This is a genomic window from Thermomonas carbonis, from assembly GCF_014396975.1.
GTDB lineage: Bacteria > Pseudomonadota > Gammaproteobacteria > Xanthomonadales > Xanthomonadaceae > Thermomonas > Thermomonas carbonis.
Window position 1 is genome coordinate 1,513,988 of record NZ_CP060719.1, and the last position, 24,183, is coordinate 1,538,170.

The following is a 24,183-nucleotide window of genomic DNA, read 5'->3' on the forward strand; positions in this document are numbered from 1 at the left end:
CTGGAACAAGCAGAGCTTCCGTCCGCCTTCGGCGACCGGGTAACTTCTATTTGCAGTAGAACACGTGTCAGAGTCGCCTTTTCCCTCCGGAATCTCGGCTCCCGTCCCTTGGGATGAGAGAGCTCCCGACATCGCGGTTGGCAGAGTGGTTATGCCGCAGACCGCAGATCTGCGTAAGTGCCCGCGGAGTGTATGGGGTAGCAGTGCAGCAAAGGGTTTGGCTCCCTCAGTCTCCGCCGCCAGTGGCGGCTACGCCTGGCGCCAGGTCGAAGACTCAAACCTAGATAACCCCCGACAGGTGCCGGAAATAGGAATCGTATGTCCCAGCCCTCGCTCCCGGCGGAGCTTGAATCCCAGGAACCCGCTATTGCAGGTTGTTGCGACGTAGAGAAGCCCGCACTTCAGCGATACGAATTGTTGCTCAGCTGAGGATCTATTGAGGCGACGTTCAAACGTGTTTCACCGCAGATCGATCAAGGGCTAGGCGAAGCACCCGACAACGCCCTCATCGCAGCCCCATCAGCGGCTGCGGGTGCCATCGCACAAGAGACTGCCATGTTTATCGCAATGAGCACTTGCTTGTTGGGATCAAGCTCAGCCGAAAATTCGCCTTGTCCAGTTGTGGTTGCATCCAAAACCGCTTTGGTGCGCTTCACTGCGAGCGAGCCGGACAAGTTGTCCCGGATCGATGACTGCATGGCATTTGTGGCACCAGACAGACCAGCCCATGCCTTCGCGGCATTTCCAGTGCTCAGCGGGGCGGCGACAGTGCCGGCAATGACTCCAAATGTGCCAATCCCGGTTTGCGCAAGCCCCGTTCTGCTGCCATCCGCTTCGTACCAATTGTGCACTTCACGACAGTACATAGTTGACGCCATAAATGCGCTGAGAGCTTCGCGAGTTGTGCACGTCTCTGCTACGCACGGGTGGGTGGCTTTGGGCCAAGGCCACATCGGGCTATGCCGCCCTTGAAAGGTGGCGCAACTTGTCGTCGACAGGCAAAAAACTAGAGCAACTACTGTGCGCATTCGTATCTCTCCCCAGGAGATGTCGTCTGCTGGCGAATCGTTCCGGCGTTAGTCTCTGTTGTGTCTTGGCCAGCCCGCAATGTGAATAGTTCACTACCGAGCCAAGTAAAAGAATGAGGAAACACGAGTCAGAGCCGATTTTTCTCCAGAAAAGGTGTCAGGGACAATTTCCTGTCTTCCCAGGCATCAGCGGAAACCTCGTTGCGTAGCGACGTGTGCCTTCATCGCCGCATCGCGATCTGCGTGAAGGCATGCTCCAGAGCGCGCCGCTAGGATCGGCGCATGCCTCGAACCCTCAACGCGCTGTTCTTCGCCCTGTGCCTGCCTGTGCTCGCCTCCGGCTGTCCCCTCGAACGCGAGGCGCAGGTGCCGCAGGCCCGCGCAGGCGACGCGACAGTTGCAGCCGACGGCTACACGCAGGTCCCACGCAGCGCAGACGGGATCGGCAAGGCCTACATGGGCCGCGAGATTGCGTCGGTGATGGGCTGGCAGGGCGCGGCGTGGCTGGAGCGCGAGGAACGCGAACGCGAGGAGCGCGGCAGCGTGCTGCTCAAGGAGCTGCGCCTGGCGGCGGGCATGCAGGTGGCCGACATCGGCGCGGGGACGGGTTGGCATGCGCGGCGCATGGCGCCGATGGTCGCGCCCGGGCGCGTGTACGCAGTGGACGTGCAGCCGGAGATGGTGGCCATGCTGGAGCGCGTGGCGGCGCAGCCGGGGCTTGCCAACGTGGTGCCGGTGCTGGGTGGCGAACGCGATCCCGGGCTGGCGCCCGGCAGCATCGACCTGGCGCTGATGGTCGACGTGTACCACGAGCTTGCGTACCCGGCGGAGATGCTCGATGCGCTGGTGGTTGCGCTGAAACCCGGCGGGCGGCTGGTGCTGGTGGAATACCGCGCCGAGGACGATGCCGTCCCCATCAAGCCGGTGCACAAGATGAGCCAGGCGCAGATCCGCCGCGAAGTCACCCGGCATGGCCTTGCATGGGAGCGCACCGCGGACTCGCTGCCGTGGCAGCACGTGGTGGTGTTTCGCAAGGCCGAGTGATGCGCTGGAGCGGGAAGAGGGGTCGAGGAACATTCCCGTTTGAATCGATGCAGCAAGTGGCCGGGCTCTGGCGCGCTCTTTCGTTGGCAGATGCATTGATCGAGGAGACGACCATGCCCTTCCGTTTCGCCGCCAGCCTTGCGTTGCTGCTTCTCTCGTTCGCACCGGGGGCGAGCGCGCAGTCGGCGTTCGCCGGACCGCAACCGGTGATTGCCGTCGATATCCCGGCGCAGCCCTACGATGCAGGCACGCTGCGCGTGCTGGTGCCGTCGTCCGCCACCGAGGGGCGCTTCTCGGTGGTGGAGCTCACCGAGCACCCGCCGTATCGCACGCCGGCGCATGTGCACCCGGAGATGGACGAGAGTTTTTACGTGCTCGACGGGACGCTGGCGCTGCAGATCGACGGGCGCAGCCATCGCCTGCCGGCCGGCTCCTTCATCCACATCCCGCGCGGGACGGTGCATGCGCAGGGCAGCGCCGATGATCGCCCGGTGCGGTTGCTGGTCACGCTCTCGCCCGGCGCATTCGAGCAGTTCTTCCTCGATCGCGTGGAACTGGCGAAATCCATCCAGCGCAGCGATGCGGGGTTCCAGGAGCGCTTGCTCGGGATCGTGCGGCGCTATCCGCGCTGGCTGGCGCCACCGCCGATGCCGGAGTAGCCACGAACGTTCCGTTTGCAAAAAGGTGTCAGCGACGATTTCCCTTGGTCGATGTCGGCGACAAACCGGCAAAGAAGCACGCCAAGCCGTTGCTTGACGCAATGACCGACATGCCGCGCGAACTGCGTAACGAAGGCGGGGCAAAGATGATCCGCGCCCTGGTGAACGTGCGACGCGACGCCGACTCATGTTCCCGTTCCTGTAACGCGTGTCTGACCCGCCAATGGAGGTTCCATCGATGCATCGTCTGCTGACTGCTCTGCTGCTCGCACTTGCCGCCACGTCCACGACGCCCGCCGTGGCGGCGCAGGAATCCTGCAAAGGGCTTCGCTACGGTGAAGGCACGCGTGAGGTCTGCCTCAAGCAGGGTGAAAGCTCGTTCGCGGATGCGGTGGTGTCGTTCAAGCCGGGCAAGCGGGCCGCGGCTGGCACGGCCGCCAAGCCCGGACACACGCTGGGCAAGCCCGATTACACGATGCCCTCTGCACCGGGATTCCTCGCGCTGGGTTGCGATGGCGAGTTGGTGGTGCGCTTCGACGACAACGCGCTGGTGCAGTCCGCCGGGCCCGATCTGTACATCTTCGAGGTGGGGCCGGATGTGGAGGCCACCGACGTCGCGGTGTCGATCGATGGCGAAACATGGATCGAGGTGGGGCGGGTCGAGGGCGCGCGCTCCGACCTCGAACTCGAAGGCCTGATCAAGGACGACCAGAGCTATCGCTTCGTGCGCATGCGCAATGCCAGCACCGACTGCGCGGGTCGCTACCCTGGCGCCGATATCGACGCGGTCGCGGCGGTCGGCTCGGCGATGCGGCTGTCGCTGGACAGCGCCGTGCTGTTCGATGTCGGGTCGGCCGAACTGAAGCCCGCTGCACGCGATGAGCTGCTCAGGGTGGCCGGCCTGGTCAAGGCGCGCAGTGGCACTGGCCCCATCCGCATCGAGGGCCACACCGACAGCGATGGCGACGCGGCGATGAATCTGGCGCTGTCGCAACGGCGAGCACAGTCGGTCCTGGATTTCATGGCAGCCGAGGCCGGCCTGGACAGGCAACGCATGCAGAGCATCGGCGCGGGGGAGTCGCGACCTGTCGTCGCCAACGACAGCATCGTCAACAAGGCGCGCAACCGGCGGGTGGAGATGATCGTGCGCTGACCCGGCAAACGACAAACCGGGACGGAGAGCGTCAAGCGGTCAACTCTCTCCGTCCCTGGGGTACGAAAACGGTGTCAGGGACAATTTCCCGCAAAGGCATCGCGGACAACCCTTGGCTACGCATGTCACGGGCATGCAGCAGTGGAATCGGCAAGATCCCGGGTTATCCATCGCTGATGCTCACGCCTACCGCACTGACCGTGGAAGAACGCGCCGCGGTGCTGGCATCGTCCACGTGGCCCGGGATGCCGCTGATGGACAAGCGTACCGCCGACTATCCGGATCGCTATCCCGTCGTCACCGTGAAGTTGAGCCATGAGGGCGCGCTGGAGCGGGCCAACGTGCGCAACTATTACGTCATGGCCTACGGCATCGCCGAGCCCAGCCACACCGACAACATCAATGGCCTGCTCGACTTCCCGGGCGACAAGGCACGTCTGGAACGACTGCAACCGCAGGGTGATCGGGTCTCGCTGAAGTTCTCCGACGAGCGGGAGATCGACGGCGAGATAAGCAGCTGGGCGTTCGATATTCCCGGCTGAGAAGGCCGCGAACACGTGTCGGAACTCACTGACTGAGTCCGCACGTGCATCAAACCCGCCGCATGGAAACGGGCGGCCGAAGCCGCCCGCACGGATGCCGCCACGAAGGAGGCGGAACGCGGTTACTTCGGCATCAGCACGCTGTCGATCACGTGCACCACGCCATTGCTCTGGCGCACATCGGCGGTGGTCACCTTGGCGGTGCCGCCCTTGCCGTCGGTCAGGGTGATGCCGCCCGCGCCATCCGACATGGCGGTCAGGATGGCACCCTGCACGGTGGTCAGTGTGGCGCTGCCGCCGCCGACCTCGATCTGTTGCGTGAGGGCTGCGGCATCCACGTTGCCTGCGACCACGTGGTAGGTCAGCAGGCCGGCGAGGTCGGCCTTCATCTCCGGCTTCAACAGCCCATCCACGGTGCCCGCGGGCAGCTTGGCGAACGCGTCATCGGTGGGCGCGAACACGGTGAACGGACCTGCGCCCTGCAGGGTGGCGACCAGATCGGCGGCCTTCACCGCGGCCACCAACGTACTGAGGTTCGGCGCGGCGGAGGCATTGGTCACGATGTCCTTGCCCGCGTCCATCGCGGCACCGCCGACGCTGGGATTGGCCGGGGTCGCGGGCATCGGGTCTGCCGGCATCGGCGTGGCCGGGGTTTCGGTCGCCACGGGCGGTTCGGCGGGCGCGGGGGGCTCGGCCGCGCTGCAGGCGGCCAGCGCAAGCGCGGTGGCGATGGCGATCGGCAGGGTGAGGTGCGGCTTCATCGGCATTCTCCGTAAGTAAGTGAGGGACGCCCGCCGTTGCGGCTCTCGGCCGGGCGTGCGTAGTGACGATACGAAGGCGCGTGCAAGGCGGATGCATCGGCGGCGTTCGGAAATGCGTTGCGCCAGGTGAAGGTTCCGTTGGCGCTCATGAACGTGCATGCGGCGTCATGAAGCACGCACATGCCTGGATGCGCGCAGCGACACGCGTCTTTGCTGAGTGGCCACGCGCATCTGCCTGAACATTGCCGACACCACACGCGACTGCCTCACCACGCAATCACCGCGGGGTCGGTATCGATACGCCTCCATTCGGAAGGAGACCATGACATGCAGAAGTTGATCATCGCAGCCGGCCTGATGCTGGCCATGTCCACCGCCAGCGCCGATGGCGTGGAGAACAAGTGGCGCGTCGAGTTCAGCGGCAATGCCGAGAGCGCCGGCCGTATCGTCCTGCAGGTCGCGCCGGCCAAGGGCGAGCCGATCCGCGCAGTGGCGGAGGTCGTCAATGGCCGTGCCGAGAACGACGTGGCCCGCGACGTCGGCGCTGCGTTGCAGGCGGTGGCGAGCGACCACTACAACGTCGAGGTCGATGATGGCGAGGACGTGCTGCTGAAGAAGCAGGGCGGAGAGGGCGACTTCGTGGTCACCGTGGTGGAGAACACCGTGCAGGGCGTGCGCATCGACATCGACGCCGAGTGACCCTGGAATGGCGGCGAGGGAATCGATGCGCCGATTCCCTCGCCTGTCGTCCTGCGCTTACTTGACGCGGAACGCCTGCCCCAGCAATTGCGCATCGAAGCCTTCGCTGTCGCCCGCGCCCATTGCATAGCGATACAACGCGGCCGAATAGATCCCGGACAGCGCGGCCTGCACCAGCGCCGCCAGCAGCAATGCGGCGATCACGACGGCCACCACCAACCCGATCAGCACGCCGCTGCCGGTCATCGCCACGGCGACGATCGCCGCAGCGCCGGCAATGATCAGCGCGAAGAAGATGAAGGCGAACACCAGCCCCACGCCGCCCTGGCCGATCAGGTTCTCGCCCCAGGTTTTCTTCAGGAGCAACGCGCTTTCCTTGACCGCGTCCAGCGGGCCGATGTCGCGCGATACCAGCACCGGCACCACCAGGAAACTGGCCAGCGTCCAGGCCACGCCGATCAGGCCCGCGACGATCCTGCCGAGGAAGCCGGCGCGCTCCTGGATCGCGCGCAACACCATGCCCACGGTCGCGGCGATGGCGGCATAGCCCAGGATCGGCATCGCCTTGCTGCCGGCGATGCGCAGGCCGTCGCGCACGGTCGGGTCCCCGCCGTCCAGGCGGATCATCGCCGCGCCGACCAGCGCCGAGTTGAAGAAGAAGATCACGAAGTACTGCACCAGGTAGAACAGGAAGGCCAGCGCGTAGGCCGTCGCCGACATGCCGCCCTCGCGCAGTCCGTCCAGTGCGCCCAGGCCGAACGCCGGCAACAGGAACGCCGCCGCCACGATCAGCGTGCAGATCGCCGACAGCAGCGGGAACACCAGCAGTTCCTTGTCCTTGGCCAGCACGCCGGCACTGGCCTTGATCAGGCCCCAACTGCGGGAAAAGCGCTCGAACATGGCAGTTCTCCAGAACGGAAAATCGTGAGCGGAGTATGCCGGAGGTACCCTGTTTCCGCTGCGGCTAAACTGCGGGTCACGACCATCACCACCCCAAAAGGAACCTCCCATGGCATTCACCACCACGGCCTCCGGCCTGCAGTTCGAAGACACCGTCGTCGGCAGCGGTGCCGAAGCGCAGCCCGGCCGCAACGTCACCGTCCACTACACCGGCTGGCTGTTCGAGAACGGCGAGCAAGGCGGGAAGTTCGATTCCAGCAAGGATCGCGACGAACCCTTCATCTTCCCGCTCGGCCGCGGAATGGTGATCAAGGGCTGGGACGAAGGCGTGCAGGGCATGAAGGAAGGCGGCCAGCGCACCCTGATCATCCCGGCCAGCCTGGGGTACGGCACGCGCGGCGCGGGTGGCGTGATCCCGCCGAATGCCACCTTGAAGTTCGACGTTGAATTGCTGGGTGCCTGACGCGGCAGCCGGCTTGCCCTGAGCGTCCCGGGGCACCAGCGGTGTCCCGGGCTGGAGCGGTGCCTGGGTCAGGAATCGAACGTGTCGCCTGCCGGTGGCAGCGCCGGGAACTGCGCGGTCATGCGTACGCCGGGCATCATGCCCCAGCGGATCCCGATGCGACGCAGGCGCGCTTCCACCCGTTCAAGCGATGCTGCAGGCGTGGCGGAGACGATGGCGTCATGCCGCTCCGCCCACGCGCCAGCGAGGACGAAGACATTGCCGGCGCGCGCCTAGATGTTCGGCATCTCCGATTCCAGCGCATCCAGTTCCGCTTCCAGCGCATCGCTGCCGGGCGTGTCCTGCATCAGGCTGAGGCTGTCCATCTCGGCATCTTCTTCGGGCGTCGATGCCAACATTCCACCCGCACGGGTGGAGCCGACGTGATCGCGGTGTCCACACGCCGTGAATCAGCGAATGGACGGGCATCGGTTTACTGCAGGCGCAAACGCGTGGTGATCGCGCAATGGTCGCTCAACGGGTCGGCGGTGAAGGTCCTCTCGTCGAAGTCGAGCTGGTCGGCGGTGGCCCGGCGATCCAGCACGATGTAGTCGATGAAGTCCTTGTAGCGCGGATTGCAGCGCGCCGATTGGTCGCCGGATGCGCGCGCGAGATCGGCGTTGGCCGGCAAGGCATCGTCCCAGTCTGCCCACACCTTATCGCCCGGCATCACCAGGCGACGGTTGAAGTCGCCGAGGACCGCGAAACGGATCTCTTCGGACGCGCGCGCGTCGATCCAGCGCTCCAGCATCGGTAACTGCTCGAAAAGCGTCGCGCAGGCGTCGTTGCGATCGCCCGCGCTGCAACCGGCCTTGAGGTGCACGGACAGCAGGCGAATCGGCGTTCCATTGACGGGCCTGACGATCACATCGACGCCGGAGCGCAGGTCGGGATTGCCGACCTGAACATCGGTCACGTCGGCCAGGCGATCGAAGGCCAGTCCCTTGCGGATCGCGAAACCGGTGCGTTGTGCGTTGATCGTCAAACCGGGCCGGCCGCCGCACTCGCCATTTCGACCGGTGCCGATGCGCGTTTCGATCACCACGCTGTAGCGCGACGGATCGAACACGCGTTCGGCGGCCGCGCGCGATTCGACCTCCTGGAATGCGATCACGTCGGCGGCCAGGGCGTCCACGTAGTCGCGCATCGCGGCGTAGTCCGCGTCGGTGCGTGGCCGGCAACCCGAGCCATTGCGTTCGGCCAGGTGCTCCATGTTCCAGGAGGCCAGGGTGATCGTCGATGCAGCGGAAGCCTCGATGCCGCGATCGGGAATTCCCGTGCAGGAAGTGGCGAGCAGGCAGAGCGTGGCGAGCAGGGCGTGATGTTTCATGCGTGCAGTAAATCACCTGAGGCTTGCGATGCGTGAAGCGACCCACGATCGCGGACGGCAGCACGCAGAGCGCAGCATGATGGAGTAGGCAGATTCAGCATCCTGCCGCGCTGACCCGCACCTGCTCCAGTGCGCAAGGTCATGTACATTGACGAGCAAGCGATTGTCGCCGCCGCTGTGTCCCTGGATCTCTTCCTGTCACGGAGCCCCACGATGGCCAATCCGCAGCCAATGCTCGGTCCTGTCATCGCACTGGTGGCATGGACGGCACTGATGTGGGGCTGGATGTATGCGACCCGCATCCCGGCGATCCTGCGCCTGCGCATGCGCCTGGACGGCAACCTGCCGCGTGGCGAGCAGATGGCGACGCTGCCGCCACGGGTGCGCTGGAAGGCGGACAACTACAACCACCTGCTGGAGCAGCCGATCCTCTTCTACGCGGTCGGGCTCAGCCTGGCGGTGCTTGGCGATGCGTCCACCGTGTCGCTCGCGCTGGCCTGGACCTATGTCGCGCTGCGGGTGGTGCACAGCCTGTGGCAGGCGTTGGTGAACGTGATCCCGGTGCGCTTCGCGCTGTTCGCGGTGTCGTCGCTGGTGTTGTTCGCGCTGGTGGTGCGCGCCGCGCTGCAGGTGTTCTAGGCGTGCCCGCGAGGCTGCATCAAAAGCGCCAGCTGGCACCGATCAGCGGCCCGGCCAGGGTGGCGTCCACGCGCGTGCCGCGGTCGCGGTAATCCACCGACCAATGGCGCAGGCCTGCCAACAGGTCCACCGCGATGCGCTCGTCCTGGTGCACGCACAGGCCCGTGGCCAACCTCAGCGAACGTTGGTGCAGGCGGCCTTCCGCAGGCACACCCGGCGGGACCAGCCCGTCTTTCGAGGATGCGGAATAACTGAAGTCGCCCAACAGGACCAACCGGTCGCGCCGTGCATAGGCGGACAGGAAGAACGCGCCATCGGAATCCTCCAGCACCTCGCTGAAGGACTTGTCGATCTTTACGGACGGCGCACCCGCGCGCGCCGGAGGGCCAGATGCGCGGGCCGGGAATCGTGCCGCGGTCGATGGCGGCCTTGAGCGGGAAGATCGGACCGCCGGCATCGCGCCGCGATGTGGACGCGGCGTGCACGACGGATGACGAGCGTGCAAGCTTCGTCTGCATGGAGAAGCGCGGTCGGCTCCGTCGTTCTCCTCCCCTATCAACGCTTTGCCGTTGTAGTCACCACAACACGCGAGAACCTGCCCATGTTCAATCACATCATGATCGGTACCAACGACCTCGACCGTTCCGAAGCGTTCTACAACGCCGTGCTCGGCGTGCTGGGCGCGGGCGCGCCGCTGCGCAACCAGTCGCCGAGCGGGCACCTGCGGCTGTTCTATCGCCACGCGGGCAGCACCTTCTGCGTGGCCGAGCCGATCGATGGCGAGCCGGCGACCTGCGCCAATGGCGCGACCATCGGCTTCAAGTGCAGCTCGCCGGAGCAGGCGAAGGAATTCCACGATGTCGCGGTGGCGTCCGGCGGCATCTCGATCGAGGATCCGCCTGGCCTGCGCACCAGCAACATGGGCAGCCTGTACCTGGCCTACGTGCGCGATCCCGACGGCAACAAGCTGTGCGCGCTGTATCGGCCGAAATAATCCGCACAAACAAAAACCCCGGGCGTTGCCGCCCGGGGTTCTGGTGCCGCTCACGCGGCGCAAGCGTCGAGTAGAACTTACTCGGCCTGGACTTCTTCGGCCTGCAGGCCCTTCTGGCCCTGCGCAACCTTGAACGAGACCTTCTGGCCTTCCTGCAGGGACTTGAAGCCCGAGCCCTGGATGGAACGGAAGTGGACGAACAGGTCATCGCCGCTCTGCGGGGTGATGAAGCCGAAGCCCTTGGCGTCGTTGAACCACTTGACGGTACCGGTTTGACGATCAGACATGGTGTTACTCCTTGGAACAGTGGAAAAGGCACGGCCCGCGAAATGCGGTGCCGGACTGTCGAGCAAGGGGTAACGCGAAGCGATGGAGCAGATCGTCTGGAAAGGCCGTTGCCGGCCCTGGAACCTGTTGATCGACACGCATCGGAGCCACGATGTACCGTGATCCCGCTTTGAACAGTGCGCGCACCGTACCTCACTTTTGGACCTAATTGTGAACCGAGGGGTGAATTCCTCGCTCCAGGTATCAGTTCAGCCCGGTTCCACGGGCCGGCAGGCGGCCACGAATCGAGTGATCGCCGGTAATACCCCGGGCACACGTTTGGGGTCGTAAACCCCCACCAGCGGCGTGCTGTGGGTGCCTTCCGGCAGCAGTTGCAGGGTCGCCGGCACCTTGGCGCGCTCCAGTCTGGCGGCCAGTTCACGGCTGTCCTGGGCCTCCACCACCGTGTCGCGCAGGCCGTGGACGAGCAGGAACGCCGGCTCGTCGCCATCGATGAAGTTCACCGGCTGCGCCCGCGGCCATTCCGCTCGATCGCCGAAGATCGGCACAAGATCGCCGGTGATCGCGAAATCATGCGGCCCCGATAACGCGATGGTACCGGCCAGATCGGTCGGTTTCATGCCGTGCGCCTCCAGGTAGCGCCGGTCGGTCGCCAACAACGCGGCGATCTGTGCGCCCGCGGAATGGCCGGCCACGAACAGGCAACGCGGATCGCCGCCCCAGTCCGCGGCATGCGCGCGGGCCCAGGCGACCGCGCTCGCGCCGTCCTCGACGAAGCCGGGGAAGGTGGTCGCCGGATAGGTGCGGTAGTCGGCCACCAGCACCAGCAGTCCCTGGCTGGCCAGGCGGCGGCCGACGAAGCGGTAATCCGCGCGATCACCGGTCTGCCAGCTGCCGCCGTAGAAGAACACCACGACTGGCGCAGGCCCGTTGGCCGCGACAGGGCGGTAGATGTCGATCCCGTGACGCGCGCCGGGCGCGTAGGCCGCGGTGGCATCGGCCGGGGGCTGGCCGCGGTTGGCTACGGTGAAAGCCACCCGCAGGCAGCCGCTGGTCAGCAATGCGGTCGCGGCGAGCAGGGCCGGGCCGAGCCAGCCACGCCGGCGCGGGGAATGGTTTGTCGATGTCATGGCCCGTAGTTACGCGAAGTCGCGTGAAACGGATGCGCTGGCGTGGCTATGCCTCGAAGAAAGCCGCGAATGCCTGCACGGTGCGTTCGATGCTGGCATCGTCCACGTCGAGGTGGGTGACCAACCGCAATGTCGGCAGGTAGCCGATGCTGATGCGGATACCGGCATCGCGCAAGTGTGCGTCGAGTGAGCGCAGTCGGCCGGCCGGCACGTCGATGAACACCATGTTGGTGTGCTGGCCGAGCGGTTTGATGCCGGCGATCCCGCGCAGTCGGTCGGCCAGCCGCGCCGCACGGTCGTGATCCTGTTGCAGGCGCGCCACGTGGTGATCGAGTGCATGCAGGCCGGCAGCAGCGAGGATCCCCGCCTGCCGCCACCCACCGCCGCAGACCTTGCGCCAGCGTCGCGCCTTGTCGATCAACGCATGCGAACCCACAAGCACCGAGCCGACCGGCGCGCCCAACCCCTTCGACAGGCAGATAGAGACGGTATCGAAGTGCCGCGCGATCTCGCGTGCCGGCACGTTGCAGGCGACCGCGGCGTTGAACAGGCGCGCGCCGTCCAGGTGCAGGCCCAATCCGTTCGCTCTTGCCAGGTTGTGTGCGTCTTGCAGGTAAGCCAGCGGAAGCGGACGGCCCTGCCAGGTGTTTTCCAGCGCCAGCAATCTGGTGCGGGCGAAGTGTTGATCCACCGGCTTGATCGCCGCGACGATGCGATCGAGTGGAAGCGAACCGTCATCGGCATGCAGGATCGGCTGCGGCTGGATCGAGCCCAGCACCGCCGCGCCGCCACCTTCGTACTTGTAGGTATGCGCCTCCATGCCCACGATGTATTCGTCGCCGCGTTCGCAATGCGCCAGCAAGGCGAGCAGGTTCGACTGCGTTCCGGTGGGTACGAACAGGCCGGCATCGAAGCCCAGGTCATCCGCCAGCCGCTGTTGTAGCGCGTTGACCGTGGGATCCTCGCCGTAGACATCGTCGCCGACCTGCGCGTCCAGCATCGCCGCGCGCATCGCGACAGTGGGCCGGGTCACGGTGTCGCTGCGCAGGTCGATGATTTCCATGCCTGATTCCTTCGGTCGCCAGGCACATTGTGCCCGGATGCGCACGTGGCGATTCGCCCGGGCCAGCGCGTTGCGGTGCGTGGGGATTCGAACGTACGCGAACCGCTAGAACGTCGCGTCTTGATCGCGACGTGCGCCGGGGCGATGGGAGACATCGTGGCCGGGCGACAGGATGCGGCGATCTGCCGCGCCGTGGACCATCACCCGATTGCGGCCGCCGTCCTTGGCCGCGTAACACATGCTGTCGGCGATCGCGAGCAAGCGCTCGACGGACCGCTCGCCGTTGTCGAATTCGACCAGGCCGATACTGGCGCCGATACGGAATTCGGTGCCATTCCAGACGAATGCGAAGTCCATCACCGCGCTGCGGATTTTTTCCGCCACGTTGCTGGCATCGGCCGGGGCGGCGTTCTCCAGCAGCACGGCGAACTCGTCGCCGCCCAGGCGCGCCACGGTGTCGTGCTCGCGCAGTTGCTTGCGCAGCAACACCGCCAGCTGCCGCAGCAATTCGTCACCGGCGCGGTGACCGCCACGGTCGTTGACCGCCTTGAAACGGTCGAGGTCGAGGTAGAGCAATGCATTGCTGCTGCCGGACTCGCGGGCGTGGCCGATCGCGCGCTGCAGCTGCGCGCGGAAGGCGCGGCGGTTGTGCAGGCCGGTCAGCGCATCGTGGTTGGCGTGATAGGCCAGTTCGCGGGTCAGCCGGGTGGCGGCGGTGACATTGCGGAACGTGACCACCGCACCAAGCGGGCGTTTGTCGCGCGCATGCACGGGCGCGACCGCACCATCGACCAGGATCACGTGGCCATCGCGGCGGACCAGCGAAACGATGGCGTCGAGATCGCTGGAAAAGCCCTCAGACAACACATCGATGCTGCGACCTTGATGGTCGGTGAACTCCACCACGTGGCTCAGCTTGCGGCCCAGGCAAGCATCTTCCTTCCAGCCGGTGAGGTGGGACGCCACCGGGTTGAGGCAGGTCACCCGGCCCTTGGTGTCGACGATGGCGATCCCGTCGGCGATCGCGCACAACGCGCTGTGGTTCCGCTCATGCGATTCCCGGCAGGCGTGCAGTTCGGCGCGCACGGCGGCAAGCTCGGACTGCAGCCGGTTCAGCGTATGCGCTGCTTCGTCTTTTCCCCCACCGGGGGATGCCGGTGAATCATCTGTACCGGTCCTGGTCATCGGCCGGAGCATGACCTGACGCGCGCCAAATTCCGGTGAAGCCCGGTTCCGATGGTGCGTGCCTGGCACTCAACGCGACGTGCGTGACAGCCTTCGCTGGTTGCGTACGGCGGTGTTCCGGGCCGGTCGCAACGCGGCATTGCCCACGCCGATCCACAGCCCGGCGACATCGTTCCAGGCATTCATCCAGCCGGCCGGTGTCCAGGATGCGGGCCGCGCGCCGATCATCATGATCCTCGCCGGCAACATGGCCAGTTCCATCCCGGCCGCCTGCATGCCGTCGGTGGTGGCGTCGATCTTTTCGGCGGTCATGCGCCGAGTTTCCGACTGGTGCCAGGGCGAGAGCATCGTCGCCGGATTGGAGAAGGCCAGCATGCGCGCGGCGATCACATTGGCGGCGGCCGTGCCGGTGGTGTTGAGCAGGGCAGTGGCGGCGCGGGTTTCGCGGCGGGATGACATTGGGTGGGTTCCGGGAGGTTGTGCGGTAGGCACGATGCAGCATGGCGGATGAAAGGCCCGTGCAGCCATGAGGCGAGACCGACCGCCGGATGCGCGCGCTTGCGGCTTCACCATCCGCGCACACGCCATCCGCAAGGCTGCGCGTCATTTCGTGGAGCCAACCCGCATGATCCGTCCCCTGCTGATTGCACTGTCGCTGATCACTGCGCCTGTCTCGGCGCAAGAGGCCGCCCTGTCGAACACCGCGGTGCAGGGCCTTGACCTGCAGCGCTATGCCGGGCAATGGCACGAAATCGCGCGGTTGCCGATGTTCTTCCAGCGCAACTGCGTGGCCAATGTCACTGCGACGTACACCCCGCGCGCGGACGGCATGATCGGCGTGCGCAATGCCTGCGATGACAAGGAGGGCGAGGCGATGGTGTCGGAGGGTGTCGCGCGTCCGGTATCCGGCCAGCCGGGTCAACTGGAAGTTCGCTTTGCTCCCGATTGGCTGGCGTGGGCACCGATGACCTGGGCGGATTACTGGGTGGTGGAGCTGGATCCCGACTACCAGTGGGCGGTGGTCGGCGGGCCGAGCCGCAAATACCTGTGGCTGCTCTCGCGTACGCCGAGCATGTCGCCTGCGCAATTCGATGCGATCAAGGCGCGCGCGGCACGGCGCGGCTATCCGGTCGATCGCCTGGTGATCTCGCCGGATGGCATCAGCGGCGATTGATATCGTTGCAGGATGTCGCAGAACCGCTTCCGGAGAACCGCATGCTCGATAGCCAGGACATCGAATGCCCGTATTGCGGCGAGGCGATCAACCTGCTGCTGGATGCCAGCGCGGGATCGCAGCGCTACATCGAGGATTGCCACGTCTGTTGCCGGCCGATCACGGTGGTGCTCGACGTGGATGCTGACGGCGATGCGATGGTGCGCGTGCAATCCGAAGAAGACGTCTGAGCCGCACTGCAACCTCGCCTCCACGCGCGTTGCGGATGCAGCAACCTTCCAGCATCGGTTGCGCATGCTGCCGGTATGCTGGCCGCCGTCTTCCGCATCCGAGCCCCTCATGCGCACCTGCCTGCCTGCGTTCCTGTTGTTCGCCGCCGCATGTTCCTCCGCCGCGATGGCAGGCGACGGCTTCGCTTGGCCCGAAGCTCGCAAGGCGGCGGTGAACCTGGCCTACGACGATGCACTGGATTCGCAGCTGGATACCGCCATCCCGGCGCTTGATCGCCACGGGTTGAAGGGCAGCTTCTATCTGATCCTGTCGGCGCAATCGGTGCGCACACGTCTGGCCGATTGGCGCGCTGCTGCTGCGAATGGTCACGAACTCGGCAATCACAGCCTGTTCCACCAGTGCTCGGGCAAGGGCCCGGAGCGGAGCTGGGTGGCACCGCAACGTGATCTGGATAGCACCACGGTGGCGCAGATGCGCGACCACGTCGAGGTGGCCAGCACCATGCTGCAGGCGATCGACGGACGCACCCTGCGCACCTACACCGCGCCCTGCGGCGAGGTGGCGGCGATGGATGGCAGTTACTTGGACGAGGTTGCGCCGCTGTTCGTCGGCATCAAGTTGATCGGCGGTGCCGTGGTCGACGACATGGCGACGCTGGATCCATCGGCGGTGCCGGTTGCGGCACCGGTGGGCATGAGCGGCGCGCAACTGATCGCGCTGGTGGAAGAGGCCGGCCGCAAGGGCACGATGGCCAACTTCACCTTCCACGGCATCGGCGGCGACCATCTGCAGGTGTCGGCGGAGGCGCACGAAGAATTGCTCGCCTACCTCGCCGCACATCGCGACGTGTACTGGACTGCGCCCTTCGTCGACATCATGGGTTGGGTGCGCGGGCAACAGGCGAAGCGCGGCGACTGAACCGGCCTCGCAGTCAGTGCCCGGGCATGCCTTCGCCGGATGCCGTTGATACCCGATCCGCAGCCAGCAGCTTCGTGATCCGCGCAGCCATGTAGTCGTGGAACGGGTTGTAGCTGAGCCGTTCCAGGCTGGCCTGCGGCACCACCAGGGTGTTGCGTTCGCCGCGCAGGGCGATCGCGCCGAGTTGCAGCGGATGGCCCTCGCGCGGAATGTGTCCGTACAGCGCATCGTCTTCGGCGAAGGGCAGGGCGATGTGCGAGAGCGAGAACACATCGGCCGGATAGTCGATGCCGAGCGGCTGCATCGCGACTGCACCACCGCCGGCAGGGCGCGTGCGTGCGACCGCGGCAGGATCGTCGAGCGAGGTCGTGCCCACCATCGTTGCCGCATGCGCGTGCGCGGGGCCGTGCAGCAGTGCGTCGGCCCATGCGGTGGTCGCAGGGACCTGCAGCGGTTGCAGCAGGCGGTTGCGGTTGACGTCGAACAGCACCAGTTCGTTGCGATTCGTCGCGAGCTTGTCGAACAGCAGGCGGTCGACGGCGGATGCATCGACGGTGTCGTCGACCACCGACTGGAACGCGAGGATCGGCGGCAGGCCCGACAGGCGGCCATCGGCGGCCAGCGCGGCCAGACCGTCCTGCAATGCGGCAGTGACCAGGTAGGACTCGCGCGCGGCGTGCACCGGGAACGAGTTGTACTTGAACGGGTTGTACTCGGGCAGCACCTCCGACCACGCGGAGCGCGCATAGCGTGGCAATAAGGCAGGCAGCCCGGCGAGTCCCGCATAACGGGCGAAGGCGCTGACCTTGATCATCGGCGACAGCAGGATCAGGTGGTCGGCATCGACCCGTTGCCCGCGCCGCAGCCGCTCGACTTCATGCAGCAGGGCCAGCGCACCGCCATTCGAGTAACCCACCAGGTGCACCGGCAGGCGTCCATCGGCGTGACGCCGGGCTTCGTCCATCGCCACCGCCACCGCGGCCTGCCACTGCGAGCGCTCGGCACGCACCAGCGCGCCCGGCACGGTGCCATGCCCGGGCATGCGCGGCACGATCGCGATGTAGCCCGCCGCGTTGTACAGCGTGGCCAGCCGCAACATGCTGTAGGGCGCGTCGGTCAGGCCGTGCACCAGCACCGCGACCCCGCGCGGCGCGCCGCGCGTCTCCAATACGAACGAACGATTCCAGTCGCGCCGGAAACGGTCGGGCGCACTCAGGCTGCCGGCGGTGTAGCGATTGAGCGGATGCGCGTCTTCCGGCGTCATGGCGGCATCGAGCTCGGCGCGGACGCGCGCAAACAGAGCGGTCTCGCCGGCGATGTAGGCCTGCCAATCGCCGCGCAGGATGTCCGCGGCGGACGGTTCTTCCGCCGCCAGCGTGTGCCACGGCTGCAGCGGCGATGCCTTGGCCGCCTGCCATGCACGCAGCGCCAGCAACGCGATGGCGATGCAGGCCGCGATCACGATCAGTCGCAGCGCGTGGCCTGCACTCGCGGGCAGCCAATGCTGTCGTCCGGTGGGCGTGGCGTCCGGTTGCTTCGAGCTCATGCGCAGGGGATCCGCGATGCAGGCATGGCCCGCATGATGCGGGCAAATCGCGGGCTGCGGGCCTGCATGCGCCACGCGTTATCCTTGCGCGTCGAATCCGATCGGGTCATCCCCATGCAACGCATCCTCGTGTCCCTTGCCCTGTTCGCCGCCATCGGCCTGGCCCATGCCGGCGAAGCCGTCCACTTCGGCAAGCCGCTGCCTTCCACCGCGCCGGTCGCCGTCGCCGATGCAGTCGCGGCGTTCGACCAGCACGCCGGCAAGCCGCAGCGCTTCAGCGGCCGCATCGTCGAGGTCTGCCAGGCCGAGGGCTGCTGGATGGTGCTGGAGGACAACGGCCAGACCGCGCGGGTGATGTTCAAGGATCATGCGTTCCTGATCCCGAAGGACAGCAGCGGCCGCGCCCAGGTTGGGGGCGTGCTCTCGCGCAAGGAACTCACGCCGGAGCAGGTGGCGCACCTGCAGGAAGACGGCAAGGGCCTGGCGGTGTCGCCGGTCGAGTACCGCATCCTCGCCGACGGCCTGGAGATCGAAGCCGGACCGAAGTCGTGACCGCCATGTCGGAACTGCCGCCCTGTCCGCGCTGCGCGTCCGCGTACACGTACGAGGACGGTGGCCAGTATGTCTGCCCGGAATGCGCCCACGAATGGTCGCCGGCGCAGGCAGAGGCCGCTGATGAAGCGAAGGTGGTGCGCGATGCGGTCGGCAACCTGCTGCAGGATGGCGACACCGTCACCGTCATCAAGGATCTCAAGCTCAAGGGCTCGTCGCTGGTGGTGAAGGTCGGGACCAAGGTGCGCAACATCCGCTTGGTCGATGGCGACCACGACATCGACTGCAAGGTCGAGGGCATCGGCCAGATGGGCCTCAAGTCCGAGTTCGTGAAGAAGGCCTGAAGTCGCGTCGTTGCAGGGCGCGAAACCGGGCCTTCCGGCACATGCGCGGCATGCCGCAGCCGGTGAGGCTCGGGCGATGAAACGACTCGCCTGCTTCGCACTCTTGCTGTTCGCCAGCCTGCCCTGCCTTGCGCAGCAAGTCGGCGATCGCGAGTTCGCCCCCAAGGTGTCGCCATCGGCCTTCGCCGAAGGCAAGGGCCCGGTGGTCTGCCTGGACGAGGCGCACCACAACTTCCACACGCTTGACGGACGCTTCCATGCCTTCGGCGCATTGCTGCGCCGCGACGGTTACGTGGTGCAACCGAACCGTTCCGTCTTCGATGCGACGAGTCTGTCCGCCTGCGCGGTGCTGGTCATCGCCAATGCGCAACCCAGCGACGCGAACTGGAACGACTATCCGACGCCCACGCCGTCCGCGTTCGCCCCGGCCGAAATCGCAGCGGTGCGCGAGTGGGTGCAAGGCGGTGGCCGCCTGTTGCTGATCGCCGACCACATGCCGCTGGCCGGCGCGGCGCTGGCACTGGCCGCGGCGTTCGATGTGGAGTTCAGCGACGGCTTCGCGTTCGCCGGTGTGGGCGACGAGGCGAAGGCGAAGCCCACGCTGTTCCGCCTCGACGAGGGGACGCTGGCCGACCACGCGATCCTGCGCGGACGCAATGCCGATGAAGCGATCGCGCAACTGCGCTCGTTCACAGGCCAGGCCTTCCGGGCGCCGGGCGCGCAGCCGTTGATGGTGTTGCCGGCAGGATTCATCTCGCTGCATCCGGCGAAGGCGTGGAAATTCGACGATGCGACGCCGCGAGTCGAGGTCGGCGGCTGGTTGCAGGGCGCGGTGAAGCACGTCGGCAAGGGCCGCGCGGCGTTCTTCGGCGAGGCCGCGATGTTCACCGCGCAATCGACCGGTACCGAGCGCCGCCCGATGGGCATGAACTCGCCGGATGCCGAACAGAACGCGCAGTTCGTGTTGAACCTGTTGCACTGGCTGGCGCCGCCTTCGGCCGGGTCGACGAGCGCGACCCACGGCTGACCTGCGTCAGCCGGCCATCACCCGGTCGCGGCCGGCGTGCTTGGCTGCATACAACGCGGTGTCCGCACGTTGCAGCAGGCTGGCGATAATGTCGCCCGGCTGCACGCTGGCCACGCCGATGCTGATCGTGACCGGCAACGCCGCCGAGGCGAACTTCACCGCCTCGCGCAGGTATTCGCATTGCAGCACCGCCTGGTCGAGGCCGACGCCAGGCAGCACCCAGGCGAACTCCTCGCCACCATGACGCGCCAGCAGGCCGTGCCCTGCGCTCGCCGCACGCATGGTGTTCGCCACCTGCACCAGCACGTCATCGCCGGCGGCGTGGCCGTGGGTGTCGTTGACCGCCTTGAAGTGGTCGATGTCGAGCAGCGCGACGCAGCAGGCGTCATCGCCTTCCAGCGCGAGTTCCAGCGCCGCGCCCAGAGCGCGCCGGTTGGCGAGCCCGGTCAGTGCATCCAGACGCACCTGTTCGTGCAGGTCGGCATTGGCCAGTTCCAGTTGCTCGCTGAAGCGAGTCAGCTGATCCTCGTACCAGTTGCGATCCTGCAGTTGCAACTTCAGTTCGCGGCTCACCCGGTGCAACTCGAGCAGCGAGGACACTTGCCTCGACAAGGCATCGAGCGCCTTCAGCTGGAACGGTTCCAGCTTGCGCGGCGTGTCGTCGAGGACGCACAGCGTGCCCAGCGGCAGGCCTTCGAGATCCAGCAGCGGCGCGCCCGCGTAGAAGCGGATGCCGGGCGCGTCGGTGACCAGCGGGTTGTCGCGGAAACGCAAGTCCTCGCGCGCGTCGGCGATCACCATCGTCTGGCCCGGGTCAAGGATGGCATGCGCGCAGAACGAGACGTCGCGCGAGGTTTCTGTATCCGCCAGGCCGAGGCGCGCCTTGAACCACTGGCGATCGGTATCCACCAGCGACACCAGGGCCATCGGCACGCCGCAGATGGCCGCAGCGATGGACACGAGGTCGTCGAAGGCAGCGTCGGATCCGCTGTCGAGAATCCCGGACCGATGCAGCGCACGCAGGCGCTCGGCTTCGTTGTCCGGTTTCGCTGGGCGCTGCATCTGGCTGTCCGCGATGATGGATGGAGATAGCTTAGCGCCGTGGGTCGCGCCGGCGCCTTCACTCAGATGACCAGCGCCGCATGCAATGGCGCGTCGCCATCCCAGCGCGCGCGTCCGTTGAGGAAACCCAACTCGATCAGCATCGACACGCCGACCACCTCGACCTGCAACTGCTTCGCCAGCCCGTGCGCCGCCAGCAAGGTGCCGCCGGTGGCCAGCACGTCATCTGCCAGCAACACGCGTGCGCCCGGCGGCAGCGCGTCTGCCTGCACCTGCAGCGCGTCCTCGCCGTATTCGAGCGCGTAGGCCTGGGTGAACACGCGGCCGGGCAGCTTGCCCGGCTTGCGCAGCGGGACGATGCCGGCACCCAGCGCGCGCGCCAGCGGTGTGCCGAGCAGGAAACCGCGCGCCTCCATCGCCAGCACGGCGTCGATGCGGATGCCGTGCCACGGCGCCGCCAGCGCTTCGATCGCGTCGTCGAAGGCCGCGGCATCGGCGAGCACCGGCATGATGTCCTTGAACACGATGCCCGGCTTCGGAAAGCCGGGCACGTCGCGGATCAATCGGGTCCAGTGGCTGTTGGTCATGGCGGCGTCATCGGGAGCGGCTGCCCATGATGCCGCGCGAGCCGGTCGCCGCATACACGAAGGGGACGGCAAGCCGTCCCCTCCGGGGCATCCCTGCCACAAGCGGGATCAGAGACCCAGCACGCTCTCCGCGCTGGTGTAGGGCAGGCCATGCGCCTCGGCGACCGGCTCGCAGGTCAGCTTGCCTTCGCAGACGTTGAGGCCTTCGCGCAGGTGCGGATCCTGCTCCAGCGCCTTGCGCCAACCCTTGTCGGCCAGGGCCAGGGTGAACGGCAGGGTCACGCTGTTCAGCGCGAAGGTCGAGGTGCGCGCGACCGCGCCCGGCATGTTGGCCACGCAGTAATGCACGACGCCGTCGACCACGTAGGTCGGGTCGGCATGCGTCGTTGCGCGTGAGGTTTCCACGCAGCCGCCCTGGTCGATGGCGACGTCCACGATCACCGAGCCCGGCTTCATCGTCTTCAGCATGTCGCGGGTGACCAGCTTCGGCGCGGCCGCGCCCGGCACCAGCACCGTGCCGATCAGCAGGTCGGCGCGACGCACCAGTTCCTCGATCGCGGAACGCGTCGAGAACACGGTGGAGATCGAGGTGCCGAACTGGCTGGCGAGGCGCTTCAGCGCATCCGCCGAGCGGTCGACCACGGTGACCTGCGCGCCCATGCCCACGGCAATCGTCGCTGCGTGAGTACCGGACACGCCGCCGCCGAGGATCACGACTTCGGCAGCGGGCACGCCGGGCACGCCGCCCAGCAGCACGCCGCGGCCGCCCTGCGCCTTCTCCAGCGCGTGCGCGCCGACCTGCGGGGCCAACCGACCGGCGACTTCCGACATCGGGGTCAGCAGCGGCAGCGAGCCGTTCGCCGCAGTGACGGTTTCATAGGCGATGCAGACCGCGCCGGAATCGATCAGGTCCTTGGTCTGCGGCGCATCGGGGGCGAGGTGCAGGTAGGTGAACAGGATCTGCCCCGGGCGCAGCTTCTTGCGCTCCTCGGCCAGCGGCTCCTTCACCTTCACGATCATGTCGGCGCTGGCGAAGATCTCGTCGGCGGTCTCGATCATGGTCGCGCCGGCAGCGATGTAGTCCTCGTCGGTCAGGCCGGCACCGAGGCCCGCGCCCTGCTGCACGATGACCTCGTGGCCGTGGTGGACCAGTTCCAGCACAGACGACGGGACCAGGCCGACGCGGTATTCGTGGTTCTTGATTTCCTTCGGTACGCCGACACGCATGCTGGAATCCTCCCGTGGCAGGCGTCGGCGGACCCGGCGCCAGAAGGACGGCAGTATGCGCGGGGGATCGCGCACTTAGTCGCCGAATTCGTTGCCATGAATGCGCGGATGCCGCATTGTCTGCGAATCCGAGGCTCATTCGTCGAATCATATGCGTGCCAATCTGCCGACCCTCGACGACCGCGACCGCGCGATCCTGCGCCTGCTGCAGGCGGACGGTCGGCTGAGCAACCTGGAGCTGGCCCAGCGCATCAACTTGTCGCCTTCGTCCTGCCTGCGCCGGGTCAAGCTGCTGGAGGAGTCCGGGCTGATCGCGCGCTACGTGATGCTGCTCGACGAGAAGCTCGCCGGCCTGCCCGGCACCGCCTTCGTGCTGGTCACCCTGGATCAGCAAGGCCGCGCCGCGCTGGACGCATTCGAGGCCGCGATCAATCGCCATCCCGAAGTCACCGAATGCTGCCTGCTCGCCGGCACCGCCGACTACATGGTGCGCGTGGCCTATGCCGATGCCGCCGACTTCGAGCGCATCCACACCGGCATCCTCACCCAGTTGCCCGGCGTGGTGCGCGTGCAATCCACGCTCGCGTTGCGCACGGTGAAGAAGACCACGGCCTTGCCGGTGTGACGTGGCGCCTGCGGCATCGAGCCGGAGTCAACAAACGCTATGGTCAGAAACGTCGCCCCGGCACTACCCGCGGACTCACTGCGCTCGGCACACTCGCGCCAGTCGATGGCCTGGCGGGGAAGGATGCGCAGCAAGCTGTTTGTTCCGGGCATTCGCCCCGAGTTGTTCGCCAAGGCATGGTCGGGCGATGCGGACGCATTGTCGTTCGACCTGGAGGATTCGGTGCCCGCCGCGCGCAAGCACGAGGCGCGCGGCAACGTGGTCGGATTCCTGTGCGGGCAGGGTGATGCGAGTGGGGCCAAAGCGATCATCGTGCGCACCAACGCCGTGGACACGGCGTGGTTCGGCGGCGACCTGGCCGCGCTGGCCGGCTGCGCCATCGACCTGTTGAATGTCCCGAAGATCGAGGACACGGCGGCAGTCCGCGCGGCGGCCGACGCCGTGCGGGACAGCCACGGCCAGCAGGCACCCGGACTGCTGCTGAACATCGAGACACCGCGTGGGCTGGCGAACGCCGCGGCGATCGCCTGTGCGGATCCCCGCGTCGTCGGCCTGCAACTGGGCCTTGCCGATCTGTTCGAGCCGCATGGCATCGCGCGCACGCCGGCCAATGTGCATGCAGCGATGTTCGCGCTGCGCATGGCGGCGGCGCAGGCCGGGGTGTTCGTGCTGGATGCGGCTTGCGCGCGCATCGAGGATGCGGACGGATTCGAGTCCGAAGCGCGGATGGCGCGCGAGCTCGGCTTCATCGGCAAGAGTTGCATCCATCCGCGCCAGGTTGCGCTGGCGAACCGCGTGTTCATGCCGTCCGAACAGGAGATCGCGTGGGCACGGCGCGTGGTCGCCGCCGCCGCGGATGCCGAGGTGCGCGGGCATGGCGCGTTCCGACTGGACGGGCGCATGGTCGATGCGCCGTTCGTGGCGCGTGCGCGCAACCTGCTGCAGGCGATCGATCGCGAAGAGGAGAATTGAG

Annotated in this window: 30 protein-coding genes; 16 read left to right on the forward strand and 14 right to left on the reverse strand. The window is 66.8% G+C overall.

The window, feature by feature from the left end; genetic code table 11:
- The first annotated feature begins 1,310 nt into the window (after positions 1–1,310).
- The 4 genes from H9L16_RS06890 (at position 1,311) to H9L16_RS06905 (ending at position 4,426) form a co-directional block, all read left to right on the forward strand.
- Positions 1,311–2,072: a class I SAM-dependent methyltransferase gene (locus H9L16_RS06890; protein ID WP_187553786.1), complete on the forward strand. Its 762-nt coding sequence runs from the start codon at positions 1,311–1,313 to the stop codon at positions 2,070–2,072.
- 113 nt (positions 2,073–2,185) lie between these two features.
- Complete coding sequence (locus H9L16_RS06895; protein WP_187553787.1) at positions 2,186–2,731, forward strand: cupin domain-containing protein; 546 nt, start codon at positions 2,186–2,188, stop codon at positions 2,729–2,731.
- Between the two features lie 238 nt (positions 2,732–2,969).
- Positions 2,970–3,884, forward strand: a complete 915-nt coding sequence (locus H9L16_RS06900) for an OmpA family protein (protein ID WP_187553788.1) — start codon at positions 2,970–2,972, stop codon at positions 3,882–3,884.
- Positions 3,885–4,060: 176 nt separating this feature from the next.
- On the forward strand, positions 4,061–4,426 hold the full coding sequence (locus H9L16_RS06905) for a hypothetical protein (RefSeq protein ID WP_187553789.1): 366 nt from the start codon (positions 4,061–4,063) through the stop codon (positions 4,424–4,426).
- Between the two features lie 122 nt (positions 4,427–4,548).
- On the opposite strand, the gene H9L16_RS06910 is transcribed toward H9L16_RS06905, so the two are convergent.
- Positions 4,549–5,064: a fasciclin domain-containing protein gene (locus tag H9L16_RS06910; RefSeq protein WP_229796662.1), complete on the reverse strand. Its 516-nt coding sequence runs from the start codon at positions 5,062–5,064 to the stop codon at positions 4,549–4,551.
- 450 nt (positions 5,065–5,514) lie between these two features.
- Here H9L16_RS06910 and H9L16_RS06915 point away from each other — a divergent pair, with 450 nt between their 5' ends.
- A complete protein-coding gene (locus H9L16_RS06915; protein ID WP_187553791.1) occupies positions 5,515–5,886 on the forward strand; it encodes a hypothetical protein in 372 nt (123 codons plus the stop codon).
- Positions 5,887–5,943: 57 nt separating this feature from the next.
- Here the strand turns inward: H9L16_RS06915 and H9L16_RS06920 are convergent, their stop codons facing one another.
- On the reverse strand, positions 5,944–6,786 hold the full coding sequence (locus H9L16_RS06920; RefSeq protein ID WP_187553792.1) for a DUF6159 family protein: 843 nt from the start codon (positions 6,784–6,786) through the stop codon (positions 5,944–5,946).
- Positions 6,787–6,895: 109 nt separating this feature from the next.
- Here H9L16_RS06920 and H9L16_RS06925 point away from each other — a divergent pair, with 109 nt between their 5' ends.
- Complete coding sequence (locus H9L16_RS06925; protein WP_187553793.1) at positions 6,896–7,249, forward strand: FKBP-type peptidyl-prolyl cis-trans isomerase; 354 nt, start codon at positions 6,896–6,898, stop codon at positions 7,247–7,249.
- Between the two features lie 272 nt (positions 7,250–7,521).
- On the opposite strand, the gene H9L16_RS16325 is transcribed toward H9L16_RS06925, so the two are convergent.
- Both H9L16_RS16325 and H9L16_RS06930 read right to left on the reverse strand, forming a co-directional pair.
- Complete coding sequence (locus H9L16_RS16325) at positions 7,522–7,644, reverse strand: hypothetical protein (RefSeq protein ID WP_267904702.1); 123 nt, start codon at positions 7,642–7,644, stop codon at positions 7,522–7,524.
- 77 nt (positions 7,645–7,721) lie between these two features.
- Positions 7,722–8,618: an endonuclease/exonuclease/phosphatase family protein gene (locus H9L16_RS06930; protein ID WP_187553794.1), complete on the reverse strand. Its 897-nt coding sequence runs from the start codon at positions 8,616–8,618 to the stop codon at positions 7,722–7,724.
- A 213-nt stretch (positions 8,619–8,831) separates the two neighbouring features.
- Between H9L16_RS06930 and H9L16_RS06935 the strand changes: the two genes are divergently transcribed.
- Positions 8,832–9,257, forward strand: coding sequence for an MAPEG family protein (locus H9L16_RS06935; protein WP_187553795.1), 426 nt, complete (start codon positions 8,832–8,834; stop codon positions 9,255–9,257).
- A 19-nt stretch (positions 9,258–9,276) separates the two neighbouring features.
- Here H9L16_RS06935 and H9L16_RS06940 read toward each other — a convergent pair whose 3' ends face one another.
- A complete protein-coding gene (locus H9L16_RS06940; protein WP_187553796.1) occupies positions 9,277–9,588 on the reverse strand; it encodes a hypothetical protein in 312 nt (103 codons plus the stop codon).
- Between the two features lie 270 nt (positions 9,589–9,858).
- On the opposite strand from H9L16_RS06940, the gene H9L16_RS06945 reads away from it, so the two are divergent.
- Positions 9,859–10,251, forward strand: coding sequence for a VOC family protein (locus H9L16_RS06945; RefSeq protein ID WP_187553797.1), 393 nt, complete (start codon positions 9,859–9,861; stop codon positions 10,249–10,251).
- A 77-nt stretch (positions 10,252–10,328) separates the two neighbouring features.
- Here the strand turns inward: H9L16_RS06945 and H9L16_RS06950 are convergent, their stop codons facing one another.
- The 5 genes from H9L16_RS06950 to H9L16_RS06970 all read right to left on the reverse strand — a co-directional run bounded on the left by H9L16_RS06950 (position 10,329) and on the right by H9L16_RS06970 (position 14,376).
- Positions 10,329–10,538 carry a cold-shock protein gene (locus H9L16_RS06950; protein WP_100321765.1) on the reverse strand — a complete coding sequence of 70 codons (210 nt, stop codon included), beginning with the start codon at positions 10,536–10,538 and terminating at the stop codon, positions 10,329–10,331.
- Between the two features lie 249 nt (positions 10,539–10,787).
- A complete protein-coding gene (locus H9L16_RS06955) occupies positions 10,788–11,669 on the reverse strand; it encodes an alpha/beta hydrolase (protein WP_187553798.1) in 882 nt (293 codons plus the stop codon).
- 46 nt (positions 11,670–11,715) lie between these two features.
- The gene (gene ltaE / locus H9L16_RS06960; protein ID WP_187553799.1) at positions 11,716–12,732 is read right to left on the reverse strand and encodes a low-specificity L-threonine aldolase; all 1,017 of its coding nucleotides are present in this window, start codon (positions 12,730–12,732) and stop codon (positions 11,716–11,718) included.
- A 105-nt stretch (positions 12,733–12,837) separates the two neighbouring features.
- Positions 12,838–13,818 (reverse strand): diguanylate cyclase domain-containing protein, encoded by a 981-nt coding sequence (locus H9L16_RS06965; RefSeq protein WP_187553800.1) that lies wholly within the window; start codon positions 13,816–13,818, stop codon positions 12,838–12,840.
- Between the two features lie 168 nt (positions 13,819–13,986).
- Positions 13,987–14,376, reverse strand: a complete 390-nt coding sequence (locus H9L16_RS06970; protein ID WP_187553801.1) for a hypothetical protein — start codon at positions 14,374–14,376, stop codon at positions 13,987–13,989.
- Positions 14,377–14,542: 166 nt separating this feature from the next.
- Between H9L16_RS06970 and H9L16_RS06975 the strand changes: the two genes are divergently transcribed.
- The 3 genes from H9L16_RS06975 to H9L16_RS06985 all read left to right on the forward strand — a co-directional run bounded on the left by H9L16_RS06975 (position 14,543) and on the right by H9L16_RS06985 (position 16,240).
- Positions 14,543–15,091, forward strand: a complete 549-nt coding sequence (locus H9L16_RS06975) for a lipocalin family protein (protein ID WP_187553802.1) — start codon at positions 14,543–14,545, stop codon at positions 15,089–15,091.
- 41 nt (positions 15,092–15,132) lie between these two features.
- Positions 15,133–15,321: a CPXCG motif-containing cysteine-rich protein gene (locus H9L16_RS06980; RefSeq protein ID WP_187553803.1), complete on the forward strand. Its 189-nt coding sequence runs from the start codon at positions 15,133–15,135 to the stop codon at positions 15,319–15,321.
- A 109-nt stretch (positions 15,322–15,430) separates the two neighbouring features.
- Complete coding sequence (locus H9L16_RS06985; protein WP_187553804.1) at positions 15,431–16,240, forward strand: polysaccharide deacetylase family protein; 810 nt, start codon at positions 15,431–15,433, stop codon at positions 16,238–16,240.
- A gap of 13 nt (positions 16,241–16,253) precedes the next feature.
- Here H9L16_RS06985 and H9L16_RS06990 read toward each other — a convergent pair whose 3' ends face one another.
- Positions 16,254–17,786, reverse strand: a complete 1,533-nt coding sequence (locus H9L16_RS06990) for an alpha/beta hydrolase (protein WP_187553805.1) — start codon at positions 17,784–17,786, stop codon at positions 16,254–16,256.
- A 114-nt stretch (positions 17,787–17,900) separates the two neighbouring features.
- Here H9L16_RS06990 and H9L16_RS06995 point away from each other — a divergent pair, with 114 nt between their 5' ends.
- From H9L16_RS06995 to H9L16_RS07005, 3 genes are all read left to right on the forward strand, one after another.
- Positions 17,901–18,338 carry a DUF4920 domain-containing protein gene (locus H9L16_RS06995; RefSeq protein WP_187553806.1) on the forward strand — a complete coding sequence of 146 codons (438 nt, stop codon included), beginning with the start codon at positions 17,901–17,903 and terminating at the stop codon, positions 18,336–18,338.
- Positions 18,339–18,343: 5 nt separating this feature from the next.
- Complete coding sequence (locus tag H9L16_RS07000) at positions 18,344–18,682, forward strand: zinc ribbon domain-containing protein YjdM (protein WP_187554089.1); 339 nt, start codon at positions 18,344–18,346, stop codon at positions 18,680–18,682.
- A 76-nt stretch (positions 18,683–18,758) separates the two neighbouring features.
- Complete coding sequence (locus H9L16_RS07005; RefSeq protein WP_187553807.1) at positions 18,759–19,709, forward strand: DUF4350 domain-containing protein; 951 nt, start codon at positions 18,759–18,761, stop codon at positions 19,707–19,709.
- Positions 19,710–19,715: 6 nt separating this feature from the next.
- On the opposite strand, the gene H9L16_RS07010 is transcribed toward H9L16_RS07005, so the two are convergent.
- The 3 genes from H9L16_RS07010 to ald form a co-directional block, all read right to left on the reverse strand.
- On the reverse strand, positions 19,716–20,771 hold the full coding sequence (locus H9L16_RS07010) for a GGDEF domain-containing protein (RefSeq protein ID WP_187553808.1): 1,056 nt from the start codon (positions 20,769–20,771) through the stop codon (positions 19,716–19,718).
- A 62-nt stretch (positions 20,772–20,833) separates the two neighbouring features.
- On the reverse strand, positions 20,834–21,358 hold the full coding sequence (locus tag H9L16_RS07015; RefSeq protein ID WP_187553809.1) for an adenine phosphoribosyltransferase: 525 nt from the start codon (positions 21,356–21,358) through the stop codon (positions 20,834–20,836).
- Positions 21,359–21,466: 108 nt separating this feature from the next.
- On the reverse strand, positions 21,467–22,585 hold the full coding sequence (gene ald / locus H9L16_RS07020; RefSeq protein ID WP_187553810.1) for an alanine dehydrogenase: 1,119 nt from the start codon (positions 22,583–22,585) through the stop codon (positions 21,467–21,469).
- 151 nt (positions 22,586–22,736) lie between these two features.
- Here ald and H9L16_RS07025 point away from each other — a divergent pair, with 151 nt between their 5' ends.
- Both H9L16_RS07025 and H9L16_RS07030 read left to right on the forward strand, forming a co-directional pair.
- Positions 22,737–23,210, forward strand: a complete 474-nt coding sequence (locus H9L16_RS07025; RefSeq protein WP_187553811.1) for an Lrp/AsnC family transcriptional regulator — start codon at positions 22,737–22,739, stop codon at positions 23,208–23,210.
- A 123-nt stretch (positions 23,211–23,333) separates the two neighbouring features.
- Positions 23,334–24,182: an HpcH/HpaI aldolase/citrate lyase family protein gene (locus tag H9L16_RS07030; RefSeq protein WP_187553812.1), complete on the forward strand. Its 849-nt coding sequence runs from the start codon at positions 23,334–23,336 to the stop codon at positions 24,180–24,182.
- The last annotated feature ends 1 nt before the right edge of the window (position 24,183 follow it).

Coding starts and splice junctions, on each gene's coding strand:
- H9L16_RS06890 (WP_187553786.1), top strand. CDS start 1,311: ATGCCTCGAACCCTCAACGCGCTGTTCTTCGCCCTGTGCCTGCCTGTG.
- H9L16_RS06895 (WP_187553787.1), top strand. CDS start 2,186: ATGCCCTTCCGTTTCGCCGCCAGCCTTGCGTTGCTGCTTCTCTCGTTC.
- H9L16_RS06900 (WP_187553788.1), top strand. CDS start 2,970: ATGCATCGTCTGCTGACTGCTCTGCTGCTCGCACTTGCCGCCACGTCC.
- H9L16_RS06905 (WP_187553789.1), top strand. CDS start 4,061: ATGCTCACGCCTACCGCACTGACCGTGGAAGAACGCGCCGCGGTGCTG.
- H9L16_RS06910 (WP_229796662.1), bottom strand. CDS start 5,064: ATGCCGGCAGACCCGATGCCCGCGACCCCGGCCAATCCCAGCGTCGGC.
- H9L16_RS06915 (WP_187553791.1), top strand. CDS start 5,515: ATGCAGAAGTTGATCATCGCAGCCGGCCTGATGCTGGCCATGTCCACC.
- H9L16_RS06920 (WP_187553792.1), bottom strand. CDS start 6,786: ATGTTCGAGCGCTTTTCCCGCAGTTGGGGCCTGATCAAGGCCAGTGCC.
- H9L16_RS06925 (WP_187553793.1), top strand. CDS start 6,896: ATGGCATTCACCACCACGGCCTCCGGCCTGCAGTTCGAAGACACCGTC.
- H9L16_RS06930 (WP_187553794.1), bottom strand. CDS start 8,618: ATGAAACATCACGCCCTGCTCGCCACGCTCTGCCTGCTCGCCACTTCC.
- H9L16_RS06935 (WP_187553795.1), top strand. CDS start 8,832: ATGGCCAATCCGCAGCCAATGCTCGGTCCTGTCATCGCACTGGTGGCA.
- H9L16_RS06945 (WP_187553797.1), top strand. CDS start 9,859: ATGTTCAATCACATCATGATCGGTACCAACGACCTCGACCGTTCCGAA.
- H9L16_RS06950 (WP_100321765.1), bottom strand. CDS start 10,538: ATGTCTGATCGTCAAACCGGTACCGTCAAGTGGTTCAACGACGCCAAG.
- H9L16_RS06955 (WP_187553798.1), bottom strand. CDS start 11,669: ATGACATCGACAAACCATTCCCCGCGCCGGCGTGGCTGGCTCGGCCCG.
- ltaE (WP_187553799.1), bottom strand. CDS start 12,732: ATGGAAATCATCGACCTGCGCAGCGACACCGTGACCCGGCCCACTGTC.
- H9L16_RS06970 (WP_187553801.1), bottom strand. CDS start 14,376: ATGTCATCCCGCCGCGAAACCCGCGCCGCCACTGCCCTGCTCAACACC.
- H9L16_RS06975 (WP_187553802.1), top strand. CDS start 14,543: ATGATCCGTCCCCTGCTGATTGCACTGTCGCTGATCACTGCGCCTGTC.
- H9L16_RS06980 (WP_187553803.1), top strand. CDS start 15,133: ATGCTCGATAGCCAGGACATCGAATGCCCGTATTGCGGCGAGGCGATC.
- H9L16_RS06985 (WP_187553804.1), top strand. CDS start 15,431: ATGCGCACCTGCCTGCCTGCGTTCCTGTTGTTCGCCGCCGCATGTTCC.
- H9L16_RS06990 (WP_187553805.1), bottom strand. CDS start 17,786: ATGAGCTCGAAGCAACCGGACGCCACGCCCACCGGACGACAGCATTGG.
- H9L16_RS06995 (WP_187553806.1), top strand. CDS start 17,901: ATGCAACGCATCCTCGTGTCCCTTGCCCTGTTCGCCGCCATCGGCCTG.
- H9L16_RS07000 (WP_187554089.1), top strand. CDS start 18,344: ATGTCGGAACTGCCGCCCTGTCCGCGCTGCGCGTCCGCGTACACGTAC.
- H9L16_RS07005 (WP_187553807.1), top strand. CDS start 18,759: ATGAAACGACTCGCCTGCTTCGCACTCTTGCTGTTCGCCAGCCTGCCC.
- H9L16_RS07010 (WP_187553808.1), bottom strand. CDS start 20,771: ATGCAGCGCCCAGCGAAACCGGACAACGAAGCCGAGCGCCTGCGTGCG.
- H9L16_RS07015 (WP_187553809.1), bottom strand. CDS start 21,358: ATGACCAACAGCCACTGGACCCGATTGATCCGCGACGTGCCCGGCTTT.
- ald (WP_187553810.1), bottom strand. CDS start 22,585: ATGCGTGTCGGCGTACCGAAGGAAATCAAGAACCACGAATACCGCGTC.
- H9L16_RS07025 (WP_187553811.1), top strand. CDS start 22,737: ATGCGTGCCAATCTGCCGACCCTCGACGACCGCGACCGCGCGATCCTG.
- H9L16_RS07030 (WP_187553812.1), top strand. CDS start 23,334: ATGCGCAGCAAGCTGTTTGTTCCGGGCATTCGCCCCGAGTTGTTCGCC.